This window comes from Halarcobacter bivalviorum, from assembly GCF_003346815.1.
GTDB classification, from domain to species: Bacteria; Campylobacterota; Campylobacteria; order Campylobacterales; family Arcobacteraceae; genus Halarcobacter; species Halarcobacter bivalviorum.
Genome location: NZ_CP031217.1, coordinates 1,952,545 through 1,969,644 on the forward strand (window position 1 = coordinate 1,952,545; position 17,100 = coordinate 1,969,644).

General features: G+C 34.0%; 11 protein-coding genes, 2 tRNA genes and 3 rRNA genes. 1 reads left to right on the plus strand and 15 read right to left on the minus strand.

Going from position 1 to position 17,100, the window contains the following annotated elements:
- The first annotated feature begins 143 nt into the window (after positions 1-143).
- Complete coding sequence (locus ABIV_RS09935) at positions 144-833, plus strand: response regulator transcription factor (protein WP_114839734.1); 690 nt, start codon at positions 144-146, stop codon at positions 831-833.
- On the opposite strand, the gene ABIV_RS09940 is transcribed toward ABIV_RS09935, so the two are convergent.
- From ABIV_RS09940 to ABIV_RS10015, 15 genes are all read right to left on the minus strand, one after another.
- The gene (locus ABIV_RS09940) at positions 825-1,139 is read right to left on the minus strand and encodes a hypothetical protein (protein WP_114839735.1); all 315 of its coding nucleotides are present in this window, start codon (positions 1,137-1,139) and stop codon (positions 825-827) included. The two genes, ABIV_RS09935 and ABIV_RS09940, sit on opposite strands and share 9 nt — an antisense overlap.
- An 85-nt stretch (positions 1,140-1,224) precedes the next feature.
- The gene (locus ABIV_RS09945; protein ID WP_114839736.1) at positions 1,225-5,088 is read right to left on the minus strand and encodes a VCBS domain-containing protein; all 3,864 of its coding nucleotides are present in this window, start codon (positions 5,086-5,088) and stop codon (positions 1,225-1,227) included.
- A 227-nt stretch (positions 5,089-5,315) separates the two neighbouring features.
- Positions 5,316-5,431: ribosomal RNA gene (gene rrf, locus ABIV_RS09950) — 5S ribosomal RNA — on the minus strand.
- A gap of 188 nt (positions 5,432-5,619) precedes the next feature.
- A 23S ribosomal RNA gene (locus ABIV_RS09955) occupies positions 5,620-8,530 on the minus strand.
- Between the two features lie 315 nt (positions 8,531-8,845).
- Positions 8,846-8,921, minus strand: a tRNA-Ala gene (locus tag ABIV_RS09960).
- A 36-nt stretch (positions 8,922-8,957) separates the two neighbouring features.
- A tRNA-Ile gene (locus tag ABIV_RS09965) sits at positions 8,958-9,034 on the minus strand.
- A gap of 100 nt (positions 9,035-9,134) precedes the next feature.
- Positions 9,135-10,652 (minus strand): 16S ribosomal RNA (locus ABIV_RS09970).
- Together the 16S, 23S and 5S rRNA genes with 2 tRNA genes alongside form the textbook arrangement of a ribosomal RNA operon.
- Positions 10,653-11,067: 415 nt before the next feature.
- Positions 11,068-11,763 (minus strand): 5'-methylthioadenosine/adenosylhomocysteine nucleosidase, encoded by a 696-nt coding sequence (locus ABIV_RS09980; RefSeq protein ID WP_114839738.1) that lies wholly within the window; start codon positions 11,761-11,763, stop codon positions 11,068-11,070.
- Positions 11,756-12,688: an ACP S-malonyltransferase gene (gene fabD / locus ABIV_RS09985; protein WP_114839739.1), complete on the minus strand. Its 933-nt coding sequence runs from the start codon at positions 12,686-12,688 to the stop codon at positions 11,756-11,758. Before fabD ends, ABIV_RS09980 begins: the two co-directional genes overlap by 8 nt.
- Positions 12,689-12,801: 113 nt before the next feature.
- Positions 12,802-13,374 carry an FKBP-type peptidyl-prolyl cis-trans isomerase gene (locus ABIV_RS09990; protein ID WP_114839740.1) on the minus strand — a complete coding sequence of 191 codons (573 nt, stop codon included), beginning with the start codon at positions 13,372-13,374 and terminating at the stop codon, positions 12,802-12,804.
- A 19-nt stretch (positions 13,375-13,393) separates the two neighbouring features.
- The gene (locus tag ABIV_RS09995; RefSeq protein WP_205526925.1) at positions 13,394-14,383 is read right to left on the minus strand and encodes a tetratricopeptide repeat protein; all 990 of its coding nucleotides are present in this window, start codon (positions 14,381-14,383) and stop codon (positions 13,394-13,396) included.
- Positions 14,384-14,386: 3 nt separating this feature from the next.
- Positions 14,387-14,935 (minus strand): OmpA family protein, encoded by a 549-nt coding sequence (locus ABIV_RS10000; RefSeq protein ID WP_114839741.1) that lies wholly within the window; start codon positions 14,933-14,935, stop codon positions 14,387-14,389.
- Between the two features lie 116 nt (positions 14,936-15,051).
- Positions 15,052-15,495 carry an SRPBCC family protein gene (locus ABIV_RS10005; protein ID WP_114839742.1) on the minus strand — a complete coding sequence of 148 codons (444 nt, stop codon included), beginning with the start codon at positions 15,493-15,495 and terminating at the stop codon, positions 15,052-15,054.
- Positions 15,488-16,351, minus strand: a complete 864-nt coding sequence (locus ABIV_RS10010) for a TIGR01777 family oxidoreductase (protein ID WP_114839743.1) — start codon at positions 16,349-16,351, stop codon at positions 15,488-15,490. Before ABIV_RS10010 ends, ABIV_RS10005 begins: the two co-directional genes overlap by 8 nt.
- Before the next feature lie 33 nt (positions 16,352-16,384).
- The gene (locus ABIV_RS10015) at positions 16,385-17,095 is read right to left on the minus strand and encodes a LytR/AlgR family response regulator transcription factor (RefSeq protein WP_114839744.1); all 711 of its coding nucleotides are present in this window, start codon (positions 17,093-17,095) and stop codon (positions 16,385-16,387) included.
- Between the last annotated feature and the right edge of the window lie 5 nt (positions 17,096-17,100).

A 17,100-nucleotide genomic window follows, 5' to 3' on the forward strand; every position in this document is an offset into this window, starting at 1 on the left:
TCCTTTGTATATTACAAGTAATGCTCCTAATAATTTCCCAACCATTGTAAATTTTTTTATTACAATTAAATCTATCATATAATTCTTTAAGATAACTTAAACTATAATTTTTAAATGACAAAACTTATTATCAATGAGACATTATGAATTACAATTTAAAAAACATATTGAAAAACCTTAAAGTTGTTATGATAAGTAAAGAGAATAATATTTCTAAAAAAGAACTCGATATTTTAGAGCTTTTTTTTAAAGATATTACAATTATAAATAGTGCAGAAAGAGCATTAAAAAGGTTTGTCTCATTAAGAGCAGATGTAATTATTTGTGATATAGACTTACCCCAAATGAGTGGTATTGAATTTTGTAAAATAATTAGGAAAATTAACTCTCAGATTCCTATAATAATATTATCAAAGAAAACAAATAAAAAATATTTATATGAAATGATTAGATTACAATTAATTGATTTTGTAATAAGACCTATTAAAACAGAAGAGTTTATCTTTGCATTAAATCAAACTGCAAAATATATTTTAAATAATGGAGAGCTATCTGTTCAATTAAATAATGGATATTCTTACAATTATAAAAACAAGACTATTAATAATGAAAACAATGAAGAGATTAAATTAACAAAAAACGAATATAGGTTACTTGAATTTCTTATATTAAATAAAGAAAAAACTCTAACACAAGAAGAGATTGAAAAATATTTATGGGCAGAAGAGATAATCACAAAATCTGCTTTTAAATCTCTATTTTCAAGATTAAGAACTAAAATAGGAAAAGATTCAATAAAAAATATATTTGGTATTGGCTATCAACTAAATTAATGTTTCTACTTTAGTTTCATCTACTAAAATTTTAATTTCATTATCAACTGTAGAAATAAATGTTGCAAAATTCTCACTATCATTTGATGATATTTGTTTCCATTCACCTTTTTCTTTATTTTCATTTGCAAGATTAAGAGTTAAAATATCATTTTCTTGAGTATAAATTTTTAAGATTTTATTATCATTTGCTAAAATAGAGGCTTGAGTTGTATCTATTCCTGAAAGAATATGCTCTGTTTTATAAGAATTTTCACTATTATTAATTGCATTTTTAAGTATTTGTGCAATATCAATATTTTCCAAAAAAGACCTTTTTTATTGATATTATAACAAAAGTCTATATAAAAAGCCTAACCATTAAAAGTTAGGCTTTTAGTTTACTGTTCAGTTAGATAACATTTACATCATTTTCAATTAGTAAAGTTACAATATCTGAACCATTTGTTGAAACATAAGCTGTTTCACTTACTGTACTTTGAGTTGAATCTACATACCATTTATCATTTACAGGAGTTCCATTATCATAGTCAGTTTGATTTCCTAAATCTAAATCTATACTATCTCCACTATCTCCAATAATTTTTAAAGTATTGTCTGAATCTGTTATTGATAATACTTTTTCAACACTTATATTAGATAAGATATGATCTCCTGTATTCATATTAATAGTATCTAAAGAGTTTGGTTCTTCTTGAGATGTTAAATCATTTGTTGAATCTTCAAGTAATCTTGCAAAATCAATTTGATCTCCATCAGTATCAACTTCATCTAATGTTAAAATCTGGTCTGATGTAAGTGAGTAATTAATACTATATGAATCAAAGTTAAATCCACTATTTGTACTTACTAACTCTAATTTACTTATTGTTATATCAGAACCTTCAGTATTTGTATATTCAAAGGTAATACTTCCTTCTCCTTTTACAGCAACAAAAGATTGAGAAACAATAAGGTCTCCATTTATATCATAAACATTTGCTGTATGAACAGCACCCCCATTATCAGTATAACCAAAGGTAAAATCAAATGACTCTCCATTCTCAATAACAACACTATCAATTGTAGTTGATGTAGTATGTATATGGTTTGCATTATCATTTGTTTCTGTTCCAGTAAAACCTTCACCACTTAGAATTTCAGTTCCTCCCCCTGAAACATTTTCATTTAAATCAAGAATATCTACTGTGTAGTTTTTTACATCTGTTAATTCTCCGTCTGAAACTTGAATATTTAATGTATATTGATTAACATCCTCATAGTTAAGTTTATTAGACTCATCTCCTATATATGTAATATTTCCATTAGCATCAATAGCAAACTTATCTGTATGATTTAACAGTGTAAAAGTAAGAGAATCACCATTTGGATCAGTTGCAACCACCGTACCTACATAAGCACCAATAGCTGAATCTTCTACTATATCAAAACTATCAGTTTGTAAAACAGGTGGTTCATTATCACTAGTACCTGTAATTGTAATAGTTACTGTTTCTGTATCAAAAGCTCCCTTATCATCTGTAGCTTTAATTGTATATTCAAAAATTAATGTTTCACCTTCTGCTAAATAATCAAAAGCTTCACTTCCAGAATCAAAACTCCAAGATAAAGTATCTGTAGTTTCTGTATTATCTAAAATAGCAAGTGGTGAAAGTGAAAGCATTGCTAGAACCTCTGCATTTGTTGGTTTAGTAGTTGATGTTCCACCTATAGTAACAGAATCTACCGAAGCTGATACTAAATCTAAAATATCTACATCGGATACTGTTAACTCTCCATTCTCTGTTAAACTAGAATCAGTTTCTATTAATTGAGCACTATCTGGTCCACCTGTGATTATTGGCGCATCATTTGTTCCTGTGATTGTCACCGTTACAGTTTTTACATCTGTTGAACCTTTCCCATCATCTATTGTGATATCAAAGCTCTCTTCTTTTGTCTCTCCTGCACTTAAGTATTGTACGTCTGCATTTGATACTTCATATTCCCAGCTTACTACTCCGGCTCCATCGCCATCATTCCCTTCTGTGATACTTGCTGTTAATACTCCTAATGCTCCTGCTGACGCATTCCCTACACTTACTGTATGACTATCACTTAAATCTACATCTGTAAATCCTATCTCTCCACTATCACTTAATACTGGATCATTCGCATCTTCTAATACTGCTCCATCTACTACTGTTGATGATAACACTACTTCATCATTTGTTCCTGTGATTGTCACCGTTACAGTTTTTACATCTGTTGAACCTTTCCCATCATCTATTGTGATATCAAAGCTCTCTTCTTTTGTCTCTCCTGCACTTAAGTATTGTACGTCTGCATTTGATACTTCATATTCCCAGCTTACTACTCCGGCTCCATCGCCATCATTCCCTTCTGTGATACTTGCTGTTAATACTCCTAATGCTCCTGCTGACGCATTCCCTACACTTACTGTATGACTATCACTTAAATCTACATCTGTAAATCCTATCTCTCCACTATCACTTAATACTGGATCATTCGCATCTTCTAATACTGCTCCATCTACTACTGTTGATGATAACACTACTTCATCATTTGTTCCTGTGATTGTCACCGTTACAGTTTTATATTCACTAGACGATGATTCATTTATTGAGTTCGTATTTAAAATTGAATTATCATCAATTGCTTGAATTCTATATGATAAAACAATTGTTTCACCTTCTGCTAAGTAATCAAAAGATTCATTACCCGAATTAAACTCCCAAGTTATTGAATTGGAAATTTGCGTACTATCTAAAACTTCTGCTGAAGAAAAACCAAACATAGATAAAGCCTCAGCTTCTGTTGGTTTATTAGTAGAAGTTCCATTAATAGTTACAGATTCAACTTCTACTCTAACTTTATCTGTAGTATCAGTATCAAAAACAGTTATCTCACCACTTGTTGATAAGCTTGAATTTGTTTCTTCAATATTTTTAGAAGCTGAAATATCAGTGATAATTGGTTTATCATTAGTTCCTAGAATTGATAAAGTAATTGTTTTTATATCACTTAAAGAATCCTCATTTGAGGTATCATCTAATCCAGTATCTCCACTAAAACCACCTAAATCATTAGCCTGATAATCAAAAGATAGAGTTAAAACTTCTCCTGCAGCAAGTTTAGAGAAATCTCCATTAATATTATATTCCCATTGAGATGTTTGATTATTATAAACTAAAGAAATAGAGATATCATCTAAGGAAACACCTGAATTAGATGGATCAAATATATTTTCACTACCTGAAATTATATTTAATTCGTGACTATCATTTATATCTTTATCTACTATATCTATAGGACCTATAAATTGATTATTTGATTCACTTTCTGTATCATCTAAGCCAAGAACATCAGTTTTTGAAGATGTTTCAAATAAAGTTTCTGCTTCACTTTCTTGATCTGCTAGTAAACCTATCGTGATATCTTCTATTTCTGGTTTATCATTTAAACCATTAATGGTAATACCAATAAGAAAAGAGCTATTACCATCTACTAAATTAACTATTACATTATCAACTATTGATTCATTACTTGAAAGTCCTTGAATTGAAAGTAACGTTTCATTTAAATCATAAGTCCAATTTCCTACACTGTTAATAGAAAATAATCCATATGATGTAGTAATAGTTTGAGTAACAAAATCTAAATTTGCACTATTTGAAATAGTTCCAGAAAAGACACCATCTTGAGTTTGACCTCTATCTTCGGTAATATTTGCAACTAAATCACCTGAAAAAGTAATTGGAACATCTCCAGCTGCTGGTTCAACTACAATTGGTTCACCAAGCCTTCCAAACCCATTTGGATCTAAAGGCCCATCAAAAGTAGTACTTAAATCTAAGTTATCAGCACCTATTTCATCAGCAGTTGCTACATCAGATGATGTAGTACCACCTGCAGCTGCTGCTTGTAAATCATCCACTGTTCGTAATGAAACTAAGCTAATATTTCCATCAAAAACTTCAAATAGTGGTATCTCTTCACTATTAGCGAATAATAAATCATTTAATCCTCTTAAAATAACAATGACTTCATTACCTTCTGCATCATCAAATGCAACTTTAATATCATTATTATTTTCAAGAATTTCAAATTTTGCATCTATATAAGAAGCTCCATTAGAAAGATAAACTTTCAACGTTTCAATACCTGTTAATATTAATTCACCATTTTGTGTCTTAGGTAAAGTATTTAAATCAACAGTTTGACTACTATTTTGAATTTTAATTCCTTCATACATGACAGACTCCTTTTTTATTTATACTTCATTGTATCACTTTATGATATTTTTGTATTACATTTTAAGTATAAAAAGAAGATAAAGAATAAAATAAAACTAAAATGAGACTTTTAAAACAATAAAATAAAAGAAGAATTAGAGGGGGGAAATAAAAGAAGGCTAAAAAAAAGGCTTACCCTTAGCAACTTAAAAGAAGTTGATAAAGATAAGCCTTGTAAATACTCAAGAGCTGGCAGCGACTTACGTTTCCACAAGGGGACCCTGCAGTATTATCAGCGCAGAAGTGCTTGACTTCCAGGTTCGGAATGGGTCTGGGTATTTCCACTTCGCTAAAACCACCAGCAAGTTGAGTATTAAAAGCGTTGCATTTAATACTAATGAATAATTAATAGTGAATAATGAATAATGCTATTATTCAATTTCGCTCTTAATACTCAACTCTTTGAAGAGTTTAAAGTTTTAATGTTAAGTCTTTCACAATTATTAAATACTATTTTAAGTACTTAATAAGATAGTAGTCCAAGAAATTATATAAAAAAGCCAAACGATCTATTAGTACTAGTCAGCTAAACGTCTTACAACGCTTACACATCTAGCCTATCAACCAGCTAGTCTTGCTGGGATCTTCAGGGAAAGTTCATCTTAGAGTTGGCTTCGAGCTTAGATGCTTTCAGCTCTTATCACATCCGTACATAGCTACCCAACGATGCCCTTGGCAGAACAATTGGTACACTAGTGGTACGTTCATCCCGGTCCTCTCGTACTAGGGACAAATCTCTTCAACTTTCCTACGCCCACGGAAGATAGGGACCGAACTGTCTCACGACGTTCTGAACCCAGCTCGCGTACCGCTTTAAATGGCGAACAGCCATACCCTTGGGACCTGCTCCAGCCCCAGGATGCGATGAGCCGACATCGAGGTGCCAAACCTCCCCGTCGATGTGAGCTCTTGGGGGAGATCAGCCTGTTATCCCCGGCGTACCTTTTATCCTTTGAGCGATGGCCCTTCCACACAGAACCACCGGATCACTATGACCGACTTTCGTCTCTGTTCGACTTGTATGTCTCACAGTCAAGCTAGTTTATGCCATTATACTCAACTGGCGATTTCCATCCGCCATGAACTAACCTTTGTAAGCCTCCGTTACTTTTTAGGAGGCGACCGCCCCAGTCAAACTACCCACCAGACATTGTCCTGAATGAGGATAACTCATCCCAGTTAGTAACTCAAATATTCAAGGGTGGTATCTCAAGGATGGCTCCACTAGTACTGGCGTCCTAGTATCAAAGCCTCCCACCTATCCTGCACATGAATATCCAAGCTACAGTGTCAAGCTGTAGTAAAGGTGCACGGGGTCTTTCCGTCTTTCCGCGGGTAGGAGGAATTTTCACCTCCACTACAATTTCACTGGATCCCTGGTTGAGACAGCTCCCATCTCGTTACGCCATTCATGCAGGTCGGTATTTAACCGACAAGGAATTTCGCTACCTTAGGACCGTTATAGTTACGGCCGCCGTTTACTCGGGCTTCAATCAAATGCTTCGCTTACGCTAACATCATCAGTTAACCTTCGAGCACCGGGCAGGCGTCACACCTTATACATCCACTTACGTGTTAGCAAAGTGCTGTGTTTTTGGTAAACAGTCGGGAGGGACTCTTTGTTGCAACCTCTTCCGCTTTTGAGAGCAAGTCTCTATACAGAAGTAGGCACACCTTATACCGAAGATACGGTGCTAGTTTGCAGAGTTCCTTAACCAGGGTTCTTCCACGCGCCTTAGAATACTCATCCCACCCACCTGTGTCGGTTTACGGTACGGGCAACATATAATATACTTAGTGGCTTTTCTTGGCACGACAGTATCATCGATTCCGAATCTTCCCCGGAGGGCGTCAACGGCCTGTAAGATCTCGGTCTAACGTTACCCGGATTTGCCTAAGTAACAACCTACGTCCTTCGACCCACTATTCCATCAGTGAGCTCGATTAACTCTATGCGTCCCCACATCGCGCTTATATGTTGGTATTGGAATATTAACCAATTTGCCATCGTCTACCCCTTTCGGACTCGACTTAGGACCCGACTAACCCTACGATGACGAGCATCGCGTAGGAAACCTTGGGTTTTCGGCGAAGAGGATTCTCACCTCTTTTCTCGCTACTCATGCCTGCATGCTCACTTCTATCCGCTCCAACGCTCCTTACCGGTACATCTTCAACGCTGAATAGAACGCTCTCCTACCACTCAATAAATTGAGTCTAAAGCTTCGGTGTACATCTTAGCCCCGTTATATTTTCCGCGCAGAATCACTAGACCAGTGAGCTGTTACGCTTTCTTTAAAGGGTGGCTGCTTCTAAGCCAACCTCCTGGTTGTCACAGTAACTCCACATCGTTTTCCACTTAGATGTAACTTTGGGACCTTAGCTGTTAGTCTGGGTTGTTCCCCTCTCGACGGTGGATTTTATCACCCATCGCCTGACTCCCTAGATTACACATGTAGTATTCGAAGTTTGATAGGGTTTGGTACCGCGGTGAGCAGCCCTAGCCCAGTCAGAGCTCTACCCCTACATGCTACTACTAGAGGCTATACCTAAATATATTTCGGAGAGAACCAGCTATCACGAAGTTTGATTGGCCTTTCACCCCTATCCACAGGTCATCCGAAGACTTTTCAACGCCTACCGGTTCGGTCCTCCACTGGCTCTTACACCAGCTTCAACCTGCCCATGGATAGATCACTTCGTTTCGGGTCTGCAGCATCTGACTAATTCGCCCTATTAAGACTCGCTTTCGCTACGGCTTCGTACTTGACTTAACCTTGCCAGACACCACAACTCGCAGGCTCATTATGCAAAAGGCAGTCCGTCACCCTGATAAATCATAGGGCTCCGAATGATTGTAAGCTAATGGTTTCAGGTTCTATTTCACTCCCCTCACTGGGGTACTTTTCACCTTTCCCTCACGGTACTTGTTCACTATCGATCTGTAAGTAGTATTTAGGGTTGGAGGGTGGTCCCCCCGGATTCAGACAAAATATCACGTGTTCCGTCCTACTCAGGATACCATTAGAGCTATTGAAAATTTCGATTACAGGAGTATCACCTTCTATGCTGTAGCTTTCCAACTACTTCATCTATCTTCTTTAGTCTCATGTTATGGTCCTACAACCCCCTATGCAAGCATAGGGTTTGCCCTAATCCGCGTTCGCTCGCCGCTACTAACGGAATCTCATTTGATTTCTCTTCCTCTGGTTACTGAGATGTTTCACTTCACCAGGTTCGCCCACTTTCGTGTAACATATATCTCTATATGCTGGGTTGTCCCATTCGGAAATCTCTGGATCAATGCCTCTTGGCGGCTCCCCAAAGCTTATCGCAGCCTAGTACGTCCTTCATCGCCTCTTACAGTCAAGGCATCCACCATTAGCCCTTAATAGCTTATTTATTTGAGATAAAGTAATTTCTTACTTTAACCTTTTTGAATAATTATTCCTTGGCTACTATCTTATTAAATACTTCTGTATTAAATAAGTTAGTTGTGTCTATCTATTTTATTAGATATGAAATTTTTTGTTTTTTAAATCATCTTCATACGAAAGATATTGATTTAAACGAAAAAATTAAAGACTTTAACATTAAATTTTTAAATATCATGCTATCTTAAAAAAATTCTCATTTTTTCAAGGTAACGCATTTTGGTTGTATAAAACCAAATATAAATTCAATCTCTTTTGAACTTATATTTAGCTTTTTAATAGATGGTGGAGATAAGCGGGATCGAACCGCTGACCTCCTGCGTGCAAGGCAGGCGCTCTCCCAGCTGAGCTATATCCCCAACATTTAACCTATAACTTTAACAGATTATTTATAATGGTGGGCCTACCAGGACTTGAACCTGGGACCTCACGATTATCAGTCGAGCGCTCTAGCCAGCTGAGCTATAGGCCCATTTGTCACCTATTTTAAATAACCTTTATAAACCGAACATGAATTACTGCTATCTTTGATAGCTTTGGAAGTTAGAAACGAATCTAACTTCTCTTCTCTGAAAGGAGGTGATCCAACCGCAGGTTCACCTACGGTTACCTTGTTACGACTTCACCCCAGTCGCTGAATCCACTGTGGAGGGTAGCTATCTTAGCATCCCCGCTTCGAATGAGTTCAACTCCCATGGTGTGACGGGCGGTGAGTACAAGACCCGGGAACGTATTCACCGTAGCGTTGCTGATCTACGATTACTAGCGATTCCAACTTCATGCACTCGAGTTGCAGAGTACAATCCGAACTGGGAGATATTTTTGAGATTTGCTCCACCTCGCGGTATTGCGGCTCTTTGTATACCCCATTGTAGCACGTGTGTAGCCCTGGACGTAAGGGCCATGATGACTTGACGTCGTCCACACCTTCCTCCTGGTTGCCCAGGCAGTCTCGTTAGAGTTCTCAGCCGAACTGTTAGCAACTAACGACGTGGGTTGCGCTCGTTGCGGGACTTAACCCAACATCTCACGACACGAGCTGACGACAGCCGTGCAGCACCTGTCCTACAGTTTCTGCAAGCAGACACCAATCAATCTCTTGAAAGTTCTGTAAATGTCAAGTCCAGGTAAGGTTCTTCGCGTATCGTCGAATTAAACCACATGCTCCACCGCTTGTGCGGGTCCCCGTCTATTCCTTTGAGTTTTAATCTTGCGACCGTACTCCCCAGGCGGTACACTTAATGTGTTAACTGCATTACTGCCATGTCTAGCATGGCAACAACTAGTGTACATCGTTTAGGGCGTGGACTACCAGGGTATCTAATCCTGTTTGCTCCCCACGCTTTCGCGTCTCAGCGTCAGTAATGTTCCAGTAGATCGCCTTCGCAATCGGTATTCCTTCTGATCTCTACGGATTTTACCCCTACACCAGAAATTCCATCTACCTCTCCCATACTCTAGGTTACCAGTTTCAAAAGCAGTTCTATGGTTGAGCCATAGGATTTCACTTCTGACTTAATAACCCGCCTACACGCTCTTTACGCCCAGTGATTCCGAGTAACGCTTGCACCCTCCGTATTACCGCGGCTGCTGGCACGGAGTTAGCCGGTGCTTATTCATATAGTACCGTCATTATCTTCCTATATAAAAGGAGTTTACGCTCCGAAAAGTGTCATCCTCCACGCGGCGTTGCTGCATCAGAGTTTCCTCCATTGTGCAATATTCCCCACTGCTGCCTCCCGTAGGAGTCTGGACCGTGTCTCAGTTCCAGTGTGACTGATCATCCTCTCAAACCAGTTAGGCGTCATTGACTTGGTGAGCCATTACCTCACCAACTATCTGATACCATACAGTCCCATCCTCGAGCACTAAAGCATTTCCCCAGCATACTTATGTATTATGGGCATATAGGGCATTAGCAGACGTTTCCATCTGTTATTCCTTTCTCGAGGGCAGGTTAACTATACATTACTCACCCGTGCGCCACTTAGCTGACAACTTAAGCAAGCTTAAGTCCGTTCTCGTTCGACTTGCATGTGTTAGGCACGCCGCCAGCGTTCACTCTGAGCCAGGATCAAACTCTCCATAAAAAAAAGTTTAATTCTCTGACTATTTAGTAACTCTTCAGTTACAAAATAAATCTCATTGTAAAGCATTAGCTTTGTTATTAAGCTCTCTTCGATAATTAATTATCTTAGATTACTTGTTAAATAGACAAGGATATATTTACATATATTCTTGTTTGTTGTAATTTCATATTCGGTTTATAAAAGTTATTCATAAACCTTCTAAATTGTTAAAGATCTCCCATCTCTTCGAAACTCTAGTGACTCTCTTTTTGAGTCGTTCCTCTGAAATTGGACGGGAATTATAATAGATTTTTTTCCCTTTGTCAAGGCTTTTTTCTAAAAGTTTCCTTAAATTTTGAAATTCTTCGGCTTTTACTGTTTTTTTTAACAAATATAACTTTTTTTAGTTATATTTGTTGCTTTAATAATTTTATTATTATTTTTGAAGTTTATTTATTATCTTTACTAGATAATCTGCTGAGTTTTTAGCTGATGATTTTAAGAATTCATCGAAATCGATATCTGCTCCACCATCTGCAGTATCTGAAATTGCTCTTAATATAAAGAATGGAATATTTAAAGAATCACATACAACAGCAACACTTGCACCTTCCATTTCTAATGCATCTGCATTAAATGTTTTTTGAATAAAATCTTTTCTTTCTTCAGAATGAACAAATTGATCACCTGTAGCAATTGTTCCTTCAATTACATTTATATTGTTTTCATTTGCAACTTCAACAGCAACTTCTCTTAATTGTTTAGTAGTCTCAATTAATATCTTACCTCCTGGCACAAAACCATGAGGGTGTCCAAATGCTGTAATATCTAAGTCATGTTGGCAAAGTTTATCTGCAATGATTAAATCTCCAATTTTTAAAGCAGGATTAATTCCCCCTGCTACACCAGAGAATAGTAATGTATCACATCCAAATTTTTGAATCATTGTACTTGCAGTTAAAGAAGCAAATACTTTTCCTATTTTTGAATATGCAATTACTATATCTAATCCATTATATGTTACTTCATAATATTTATTATGAGCATACTCAGTAATTTTAGCTTCACCAAAATGAGCTAATAGAGGTTCAATCTCTTCCTCCATTGCTCCCATAATTGCTAATTTAGTCATTTAGTTCTCCAAGTACTTTCTCTAAAGATGCAAAGTCACTTACATTTAATGTAGGAACATCTTTACAAATTTTTCTATTTAAACCTTTTAATACAATTCCATTCCCAAACTCAATAAAACAATCTACTTTATTTGCATTTGCTGCAACTGATTGTTTATATTTTACAGGACTAGTTAATTGAGAAGAAAGTAATTCTACTGCTTCATCTTTTGTAGAGTAAGCTTGTGCTGTAACATTTGAAACTACAGGAGAGAATTCATCTTTTAAGTACTCTTGTAAATATGGTCTTAAGTTCTCAACTGAACTTCTTAATAGTTCACAATGTGAAGCAACTGACATATCTAAAACAATTGCTCTTTTTGCTCCTGCTTCTTTAAAAGTATCAACTAAACTTTCTAAATCAGCTTTAATTCCTGCTAATACTAATTGTCCATCCATATTATAGTTTGCAGGCCAAACTTTTTTTCCTGTTTCTCTTTGCTCTTCACAAATATTTTCAACAACTGTATCATCAAGCCCTACTAATGCCATCATTCCTGCATCTTGTCCACTACAAGCTTCAGTCATAAATAGACCTCTTCTATGTACAAGTTCAACTGCATCTAAATAATCAATTGCTCCTGCACTTACTAATGCTGAAAACTCTCCTAAAGAGTGTCCTAATACAAATTCTGGTTGAATATCACATTTTTCTTTAAATATCGCATTTGCAATTGAGCTTACAAGTAAAATTGCAGGTTGTGTATATTCTGTTTGTCCTATCTTATCATTTTCTTCAAAAAGTAATTTTTCAAAATCAATATTTAATCTTTTACTAGCATTTGAAATCATCTCTTTAGCTAGTTCACTATTTTCAAAAAAATCTTTTCCCATACCAATAGATTGGCTACCTTGTCCAGGAAAGATAAAAGCTACTTTTTTCATTGTATACCTTTTAAAATAAATTTAGTTGTAATTATACTTAAGTTTTATAGTCAGTAAAATAAAAAGGCTCAGAAGAGAACTCCTGAGCCTTTTTATTTAATAGATTGAGTAAATTAGTGGCTACAACCACATCCACCATGAGATTGTTGTTGTGGTTCAGAACTACAACAACCACCTTCAGAACCATGGTCATGGCTTCCGCCACCACAACAACCACCACCCATAGCAGCCATTCCACCAACAACTCCTGTTTGAATCTCTTCATCAGTAGCATCTCTTAAAGATAAAATAGTTACAGAGAACATTAAAGTTTTTCCAGCTAATGGGTGATTGTAATCAATTGTTACATCAGTATCATTGAAAGATTTTACTGTTACTTGAACTGTTTCACCTTGCTCACCAGTACCATATAAAGACATACCCTCTTTTAATTCAATACCAGCGAATTGCTCAAGCGGTAAAGTTTGTACAGCTTCTTCATTGAATTCACCATATGCATCTTTAGCTTCAACCATTACATCTGCTTGCTCATTTTCAGTCATCTCAACTAATTTACTCTCTAAACCTGGAATAATTTGACCTTTACCTGAAACGAACTCTAAAGCTGCTCCACCTACATTTGAATCAATTTGTTCACCTGAATGTGCATCTTTTAATGTATATTCAATTCCAATTACTTTTGACATTTTTTCTCCTAATTATTGTTTATTTTATATTTGATAAATTTTTTGTAGCAATTTTAGCTTCTTTAGAGTCTGGATAAATTCCAATTAAAGAGTTATAAAAATTTGCTGCATTGCTAAAATCTTTTATTTTTTCGAAAGAAATAGCACTGTGTAATAAAAGCTTTGGCATATAATCTGCTTTATCATAAAGCATCGCAGAAGTTTTAAAATAAGAGATTGCATCTTCATATTTTTTTCTATAATACCAAATCTCACCTAGATAAAAATTACCTTCCGCAGGTTTAAAGTTTAATGCTACAAGCTCTTCAAACATTGGAATTGCTTTGGTAAAGTGATCTTTTTTAAATAATGATTTTGCTTCTTCTAACATTGCATCTTTTTCTTTGTATGATAATACCTTGTTAGACTTTTTTTTAGTTGTAGTTTTAGTACTAGTTTTTACACCTAAAGAATTTTTTAAGGCTTCAAACTCTGCTCTAGTAATAAATTGATTCATATTATCTTTAAACTCTTTTTCAGAGATATATGTATTATTTAGTTTATTTACTGATTGACTTAATTTTGATAACGCATCTTTTAAATTTGTGATATTTGTTTTATATTGAGAAGATAGTTCTTCTTGCATTGTTAGAATTTGAGTTGTAACTGTTTTTAACGCTTCAATATCAGAAGAGTTTTTAGTAGAAATACTAGAATTTTCTTCAAGCTTTTTAATAACTTCATTTAATTTGATTACTGTTTTATTAAGTTTTTGAGAATCACCTTCATAAATTGATTCTAATCCATCAATTCTTTCACTTAATGAACCAACTGTATATTTAACATCTTTTACTTTTGAGTCAATATTTCCTAGAGTTTTTTTATTATTTAAAATATTTTTTTCTGCAGAACTTAATCCATAAGGATTTTTTGAGTCCAAGTCCCCCGCACCAAAAACTGAAACTTCATTTGCAGTTACAGTTATAGTGCTAGAGATTACTAAACTAGAAAATAGTAATTTTTTAATCATCTATTATTTAACTAATTTATGCTCAGATCTTCTATTTTTTTGCCAACAAGTTGAGTTTTTATCAGAACAAATTGGATTACTCTCACCTAAACTAACAACTTTAATAGAATTTGCATCAACACCATCCATTACTAAAGTATCTTTAACAATTTTAGCTCTTTTTAATCCTAATGCATAGTTATATTCATCTGTTCCCCATTCATCACAGTTACCTTCTACTTTGATAGTAGTTCCTGCTTGAACACCAGATAATTTAGATGCATTCTCTTTTGCAACATTTTTCATATCTGAAGTTAAATCATATTTATCAAATCCAAAATAGATATTTTTGATAAGTTCTTTTTTACCATTAATCATATAGTAGTAACCCTCTTCACTACTTTCAACTAATGAGTCATTTAGAACTTCATCTTGGATATTTGAATTATCAATATTGTTTAATGCAGATTCAGAATTATCTGATTGAGCATTAGAAACCTCAACTTCTTTTTGACTACAACCAGTAAATAATACTGCTGCAACTAGAAAAGTATAGATACTTAATTTTTTCATAACTAGTTCCCTTTTTCGAAATTTGAATTGATTTTACTAAATCTAAACTTAATGGTACATTACTTCATTTTAAGTTATTTATTAATAGAAGCAAATATTTTTTGTTTATCTTGATATTATTTTTCTAATAATTTTTTAGTCTTCTTATGTCTATAGGAAAACATATTATTTAACTCTTTTTCTATTAAAAAATTAAATAAATTTCCAATTTTACCAAAAGGCAATTTATACTCAACAATATCTTTCAACTCACACAAGTTCCCTTTTTTAGTAAAAATATGTGAATGCTTCCAATATAAAAACGGTGATTTTATTGCAATATCAACTAAGAGATTCGGTTTCTCTATTTTTTCTATTTTAACTTCCCAAATTATTGGAATAAAATTTTTTATTGTTTTTATCTTTAAAATCTCTTTTTCTTTTGGAAAGAAGTTCTCTTGTAAAAAAATTATTTTGATATTATCTGGTGTAATTTCTTTTAAATTATCCATTGAAAGATGAAACTCAAAAAGTTCATCTTGTTTACAATTTATTAAGCTACTCTTTTCAAACTTATTCATTTTCTTTTATTAAACTATTAATTGAGTTTTCTATAGTTGTATGTTTAAATATAAATCCACCATCAACTAAACGCTTTGGTTTTACACATTGTCCATCTGTAAGAACCTTAGCACCTTCACTAAAAATCATATTTAAAACAAATTCAGGAACAGGGAAAATAGTTGGTCTATTTAAGGCTTTTCCTAAAGCTTGTGTTAAGCCTTTATTTGTTGTAGGAGTTGGAGCAGTTAAATTAAAAACTCCATTTAAATCAATATTTTCTATTAAAAACTTATAAGCATTTAGTAAATCTTCTATGTGTATAAAAGAGAAGTGTTGATTTCCATCTCCAATTGTTCCCCCTACTCCTAGTTTAAAAGGTAATAACATCTTTTTTAAAGCTCCACCTTTTCCAAGAACAATTCCAAATCTAAAAATAGCAGTTCTTATTTCATACTCTTTTGCTTTAAATGCTTCCTTTTCCCAATCTTGACAAAGTTTTGCTAAAAAATCATTTGCATATTCAAAAGACTCTTCATCATAGCAATCTTTATTACTATAAATTCCAACTGCTGAAGTAGAGATAAATAGTTTAGGTTTGTTTTCAACACTTGCCATTGCCTGAACTAATGCAGATGTAGTATCTATTCTACTACTATATAACTCTTTTTTATAAGAATCTGTCCATCTATTTATAATATTTGCACCTGCAAGATTAATTACAATATCTGCTTTATTTATAATTTCTTTTAATTTTGAACTATTTTTAATATCTTCTCTTCTAATTGAAATTATTTCAAAATCTTTTTTAGAAAAAAAGTTTTTTATATTTGTTCCGACAAATCCACCTGAACCAGTAATAGCTATAGTTTTCATTTGAAATCCTTTCTAATTAGATATTCTACTTTATTATATAGTTTTATTATCTAAATATTCTCTAAAATCTTTTGCTCCATCTTTTGAAGTTGTTACCAAATCATCAATATCAGTAAAAGACACCTCTAATTTTGATTGTTCAACGCTTTGCATTGATTTTATTTTATCTACATTTATTATATAAGATCTATGTACTCTAAAAAAGTTTTTAGACGATAAGATTTTTTCCATATCTCCTATTTTTTTTCTAACATAAGCATCTGTCTCTTTTATTCTTATTATAACTTCATCCAAATCTGCTTTAATATAATAGATATCTTCTAAAGAGATTAGATATACTTTATTTCCTCTTTTTGCTAAAATTTTTCTACTTTCCTCAGTTTTTGAAGAGATAAACTTTTTTATTTTCTCCATACATTTTTGTACACTCTCATTAGAGATTGGTTTTAATAGATAATCCAAACCTCCACTTTTAAATGCTTCTAAGGCATACTCCTCGTGTGCTGTTTGGAAGATAATAAAAGTATCAGAAGATATTTCTAAAATAGTATTTGCTAATTCTAGTCCACTCATTGTTGGCATTGAAATATCTAAAAAGGCTACATCAAATCTATTTTTTGCAAGCTCTTTTATTGCAGCAATTGGAGTTGAACACTCTACAATATTGTTATATCCTTCTTCACTTAAAATTCTTTTTAATCTTGAAAGTGCAAGTTTTTCATCATCTACAATTAGTATCTTCAAATTTT

What these genes read in the sequence shown, in the direction of transcription:
- ABIV_RS09935 (WP_114839734.1), top strand. Translation starts at nt 144, where the DNA reads ATGAATTACAATTTAAAAAACATATTGAAAAACCTTAAAGTTGTTATG.
- ABIV_RS09945 (WP_114839736.1), bottom strand. Translation starts at nt 5,088, where the DNA reads ATGTATGAAGGAATTAAAATTCAAAATAGTAGTCAAACTGTTGATTTA.
- ABIV_RS09980 (WP_114839738.1), bottom strand. Translation starts at nt 11,763, where the DNA reads ATGACTAAATTAGCAATTATGGGAGCAATGGAGGAAGAGATTGAACCT.
- fabD (WP_114839739.1), bottom strand. Translation starts at nt 12,688, where the DNA reads ATGAAAAAAGTAGCTTTTATCTTTCCTGGACAAGGTAGCCAATCTATT.
- ABIV_RS09990 (WP_114839740.1), bottom strand. Translation starts at nt 13,374, where the DNA reads ATGTCAAAAGTAATTGGAATTGAATATACATTAAAAGATGCACATTCA.
- ABIV_RS09995 (WP_205526925.1), bottom strand. Translation starts at nt 14,383, where the DNA reads ATGATTAAAAAATTACTATTTTCTAGTTTAGTAATCTCTAGCACTATA.
- ABIV_RS10000 (WP_114839741.1), bottom strand. Translation starts at nt 14,935, where the DNA reads ATGAAAAAATTAAGTATCTATACTTTTCTAGTTGCAGCAGTATTATTT.
- ABIV_RS10005 (WP_114839742.1), bottom strand. Translation starts at nt 15,495, where the DNA reads ATGAATAAGTTTGAAAAGAGTAGCTTAATAAATTGTAAACAAGATGAA.
- ABIV_RS10010 (WP_114839743.1), bottom strand. Translation starts at nt 16,351, where the DNA reads ATGAAAACTATAGCTATTACTGGTTCAGGTGGATTTGTCGGAACAAAT.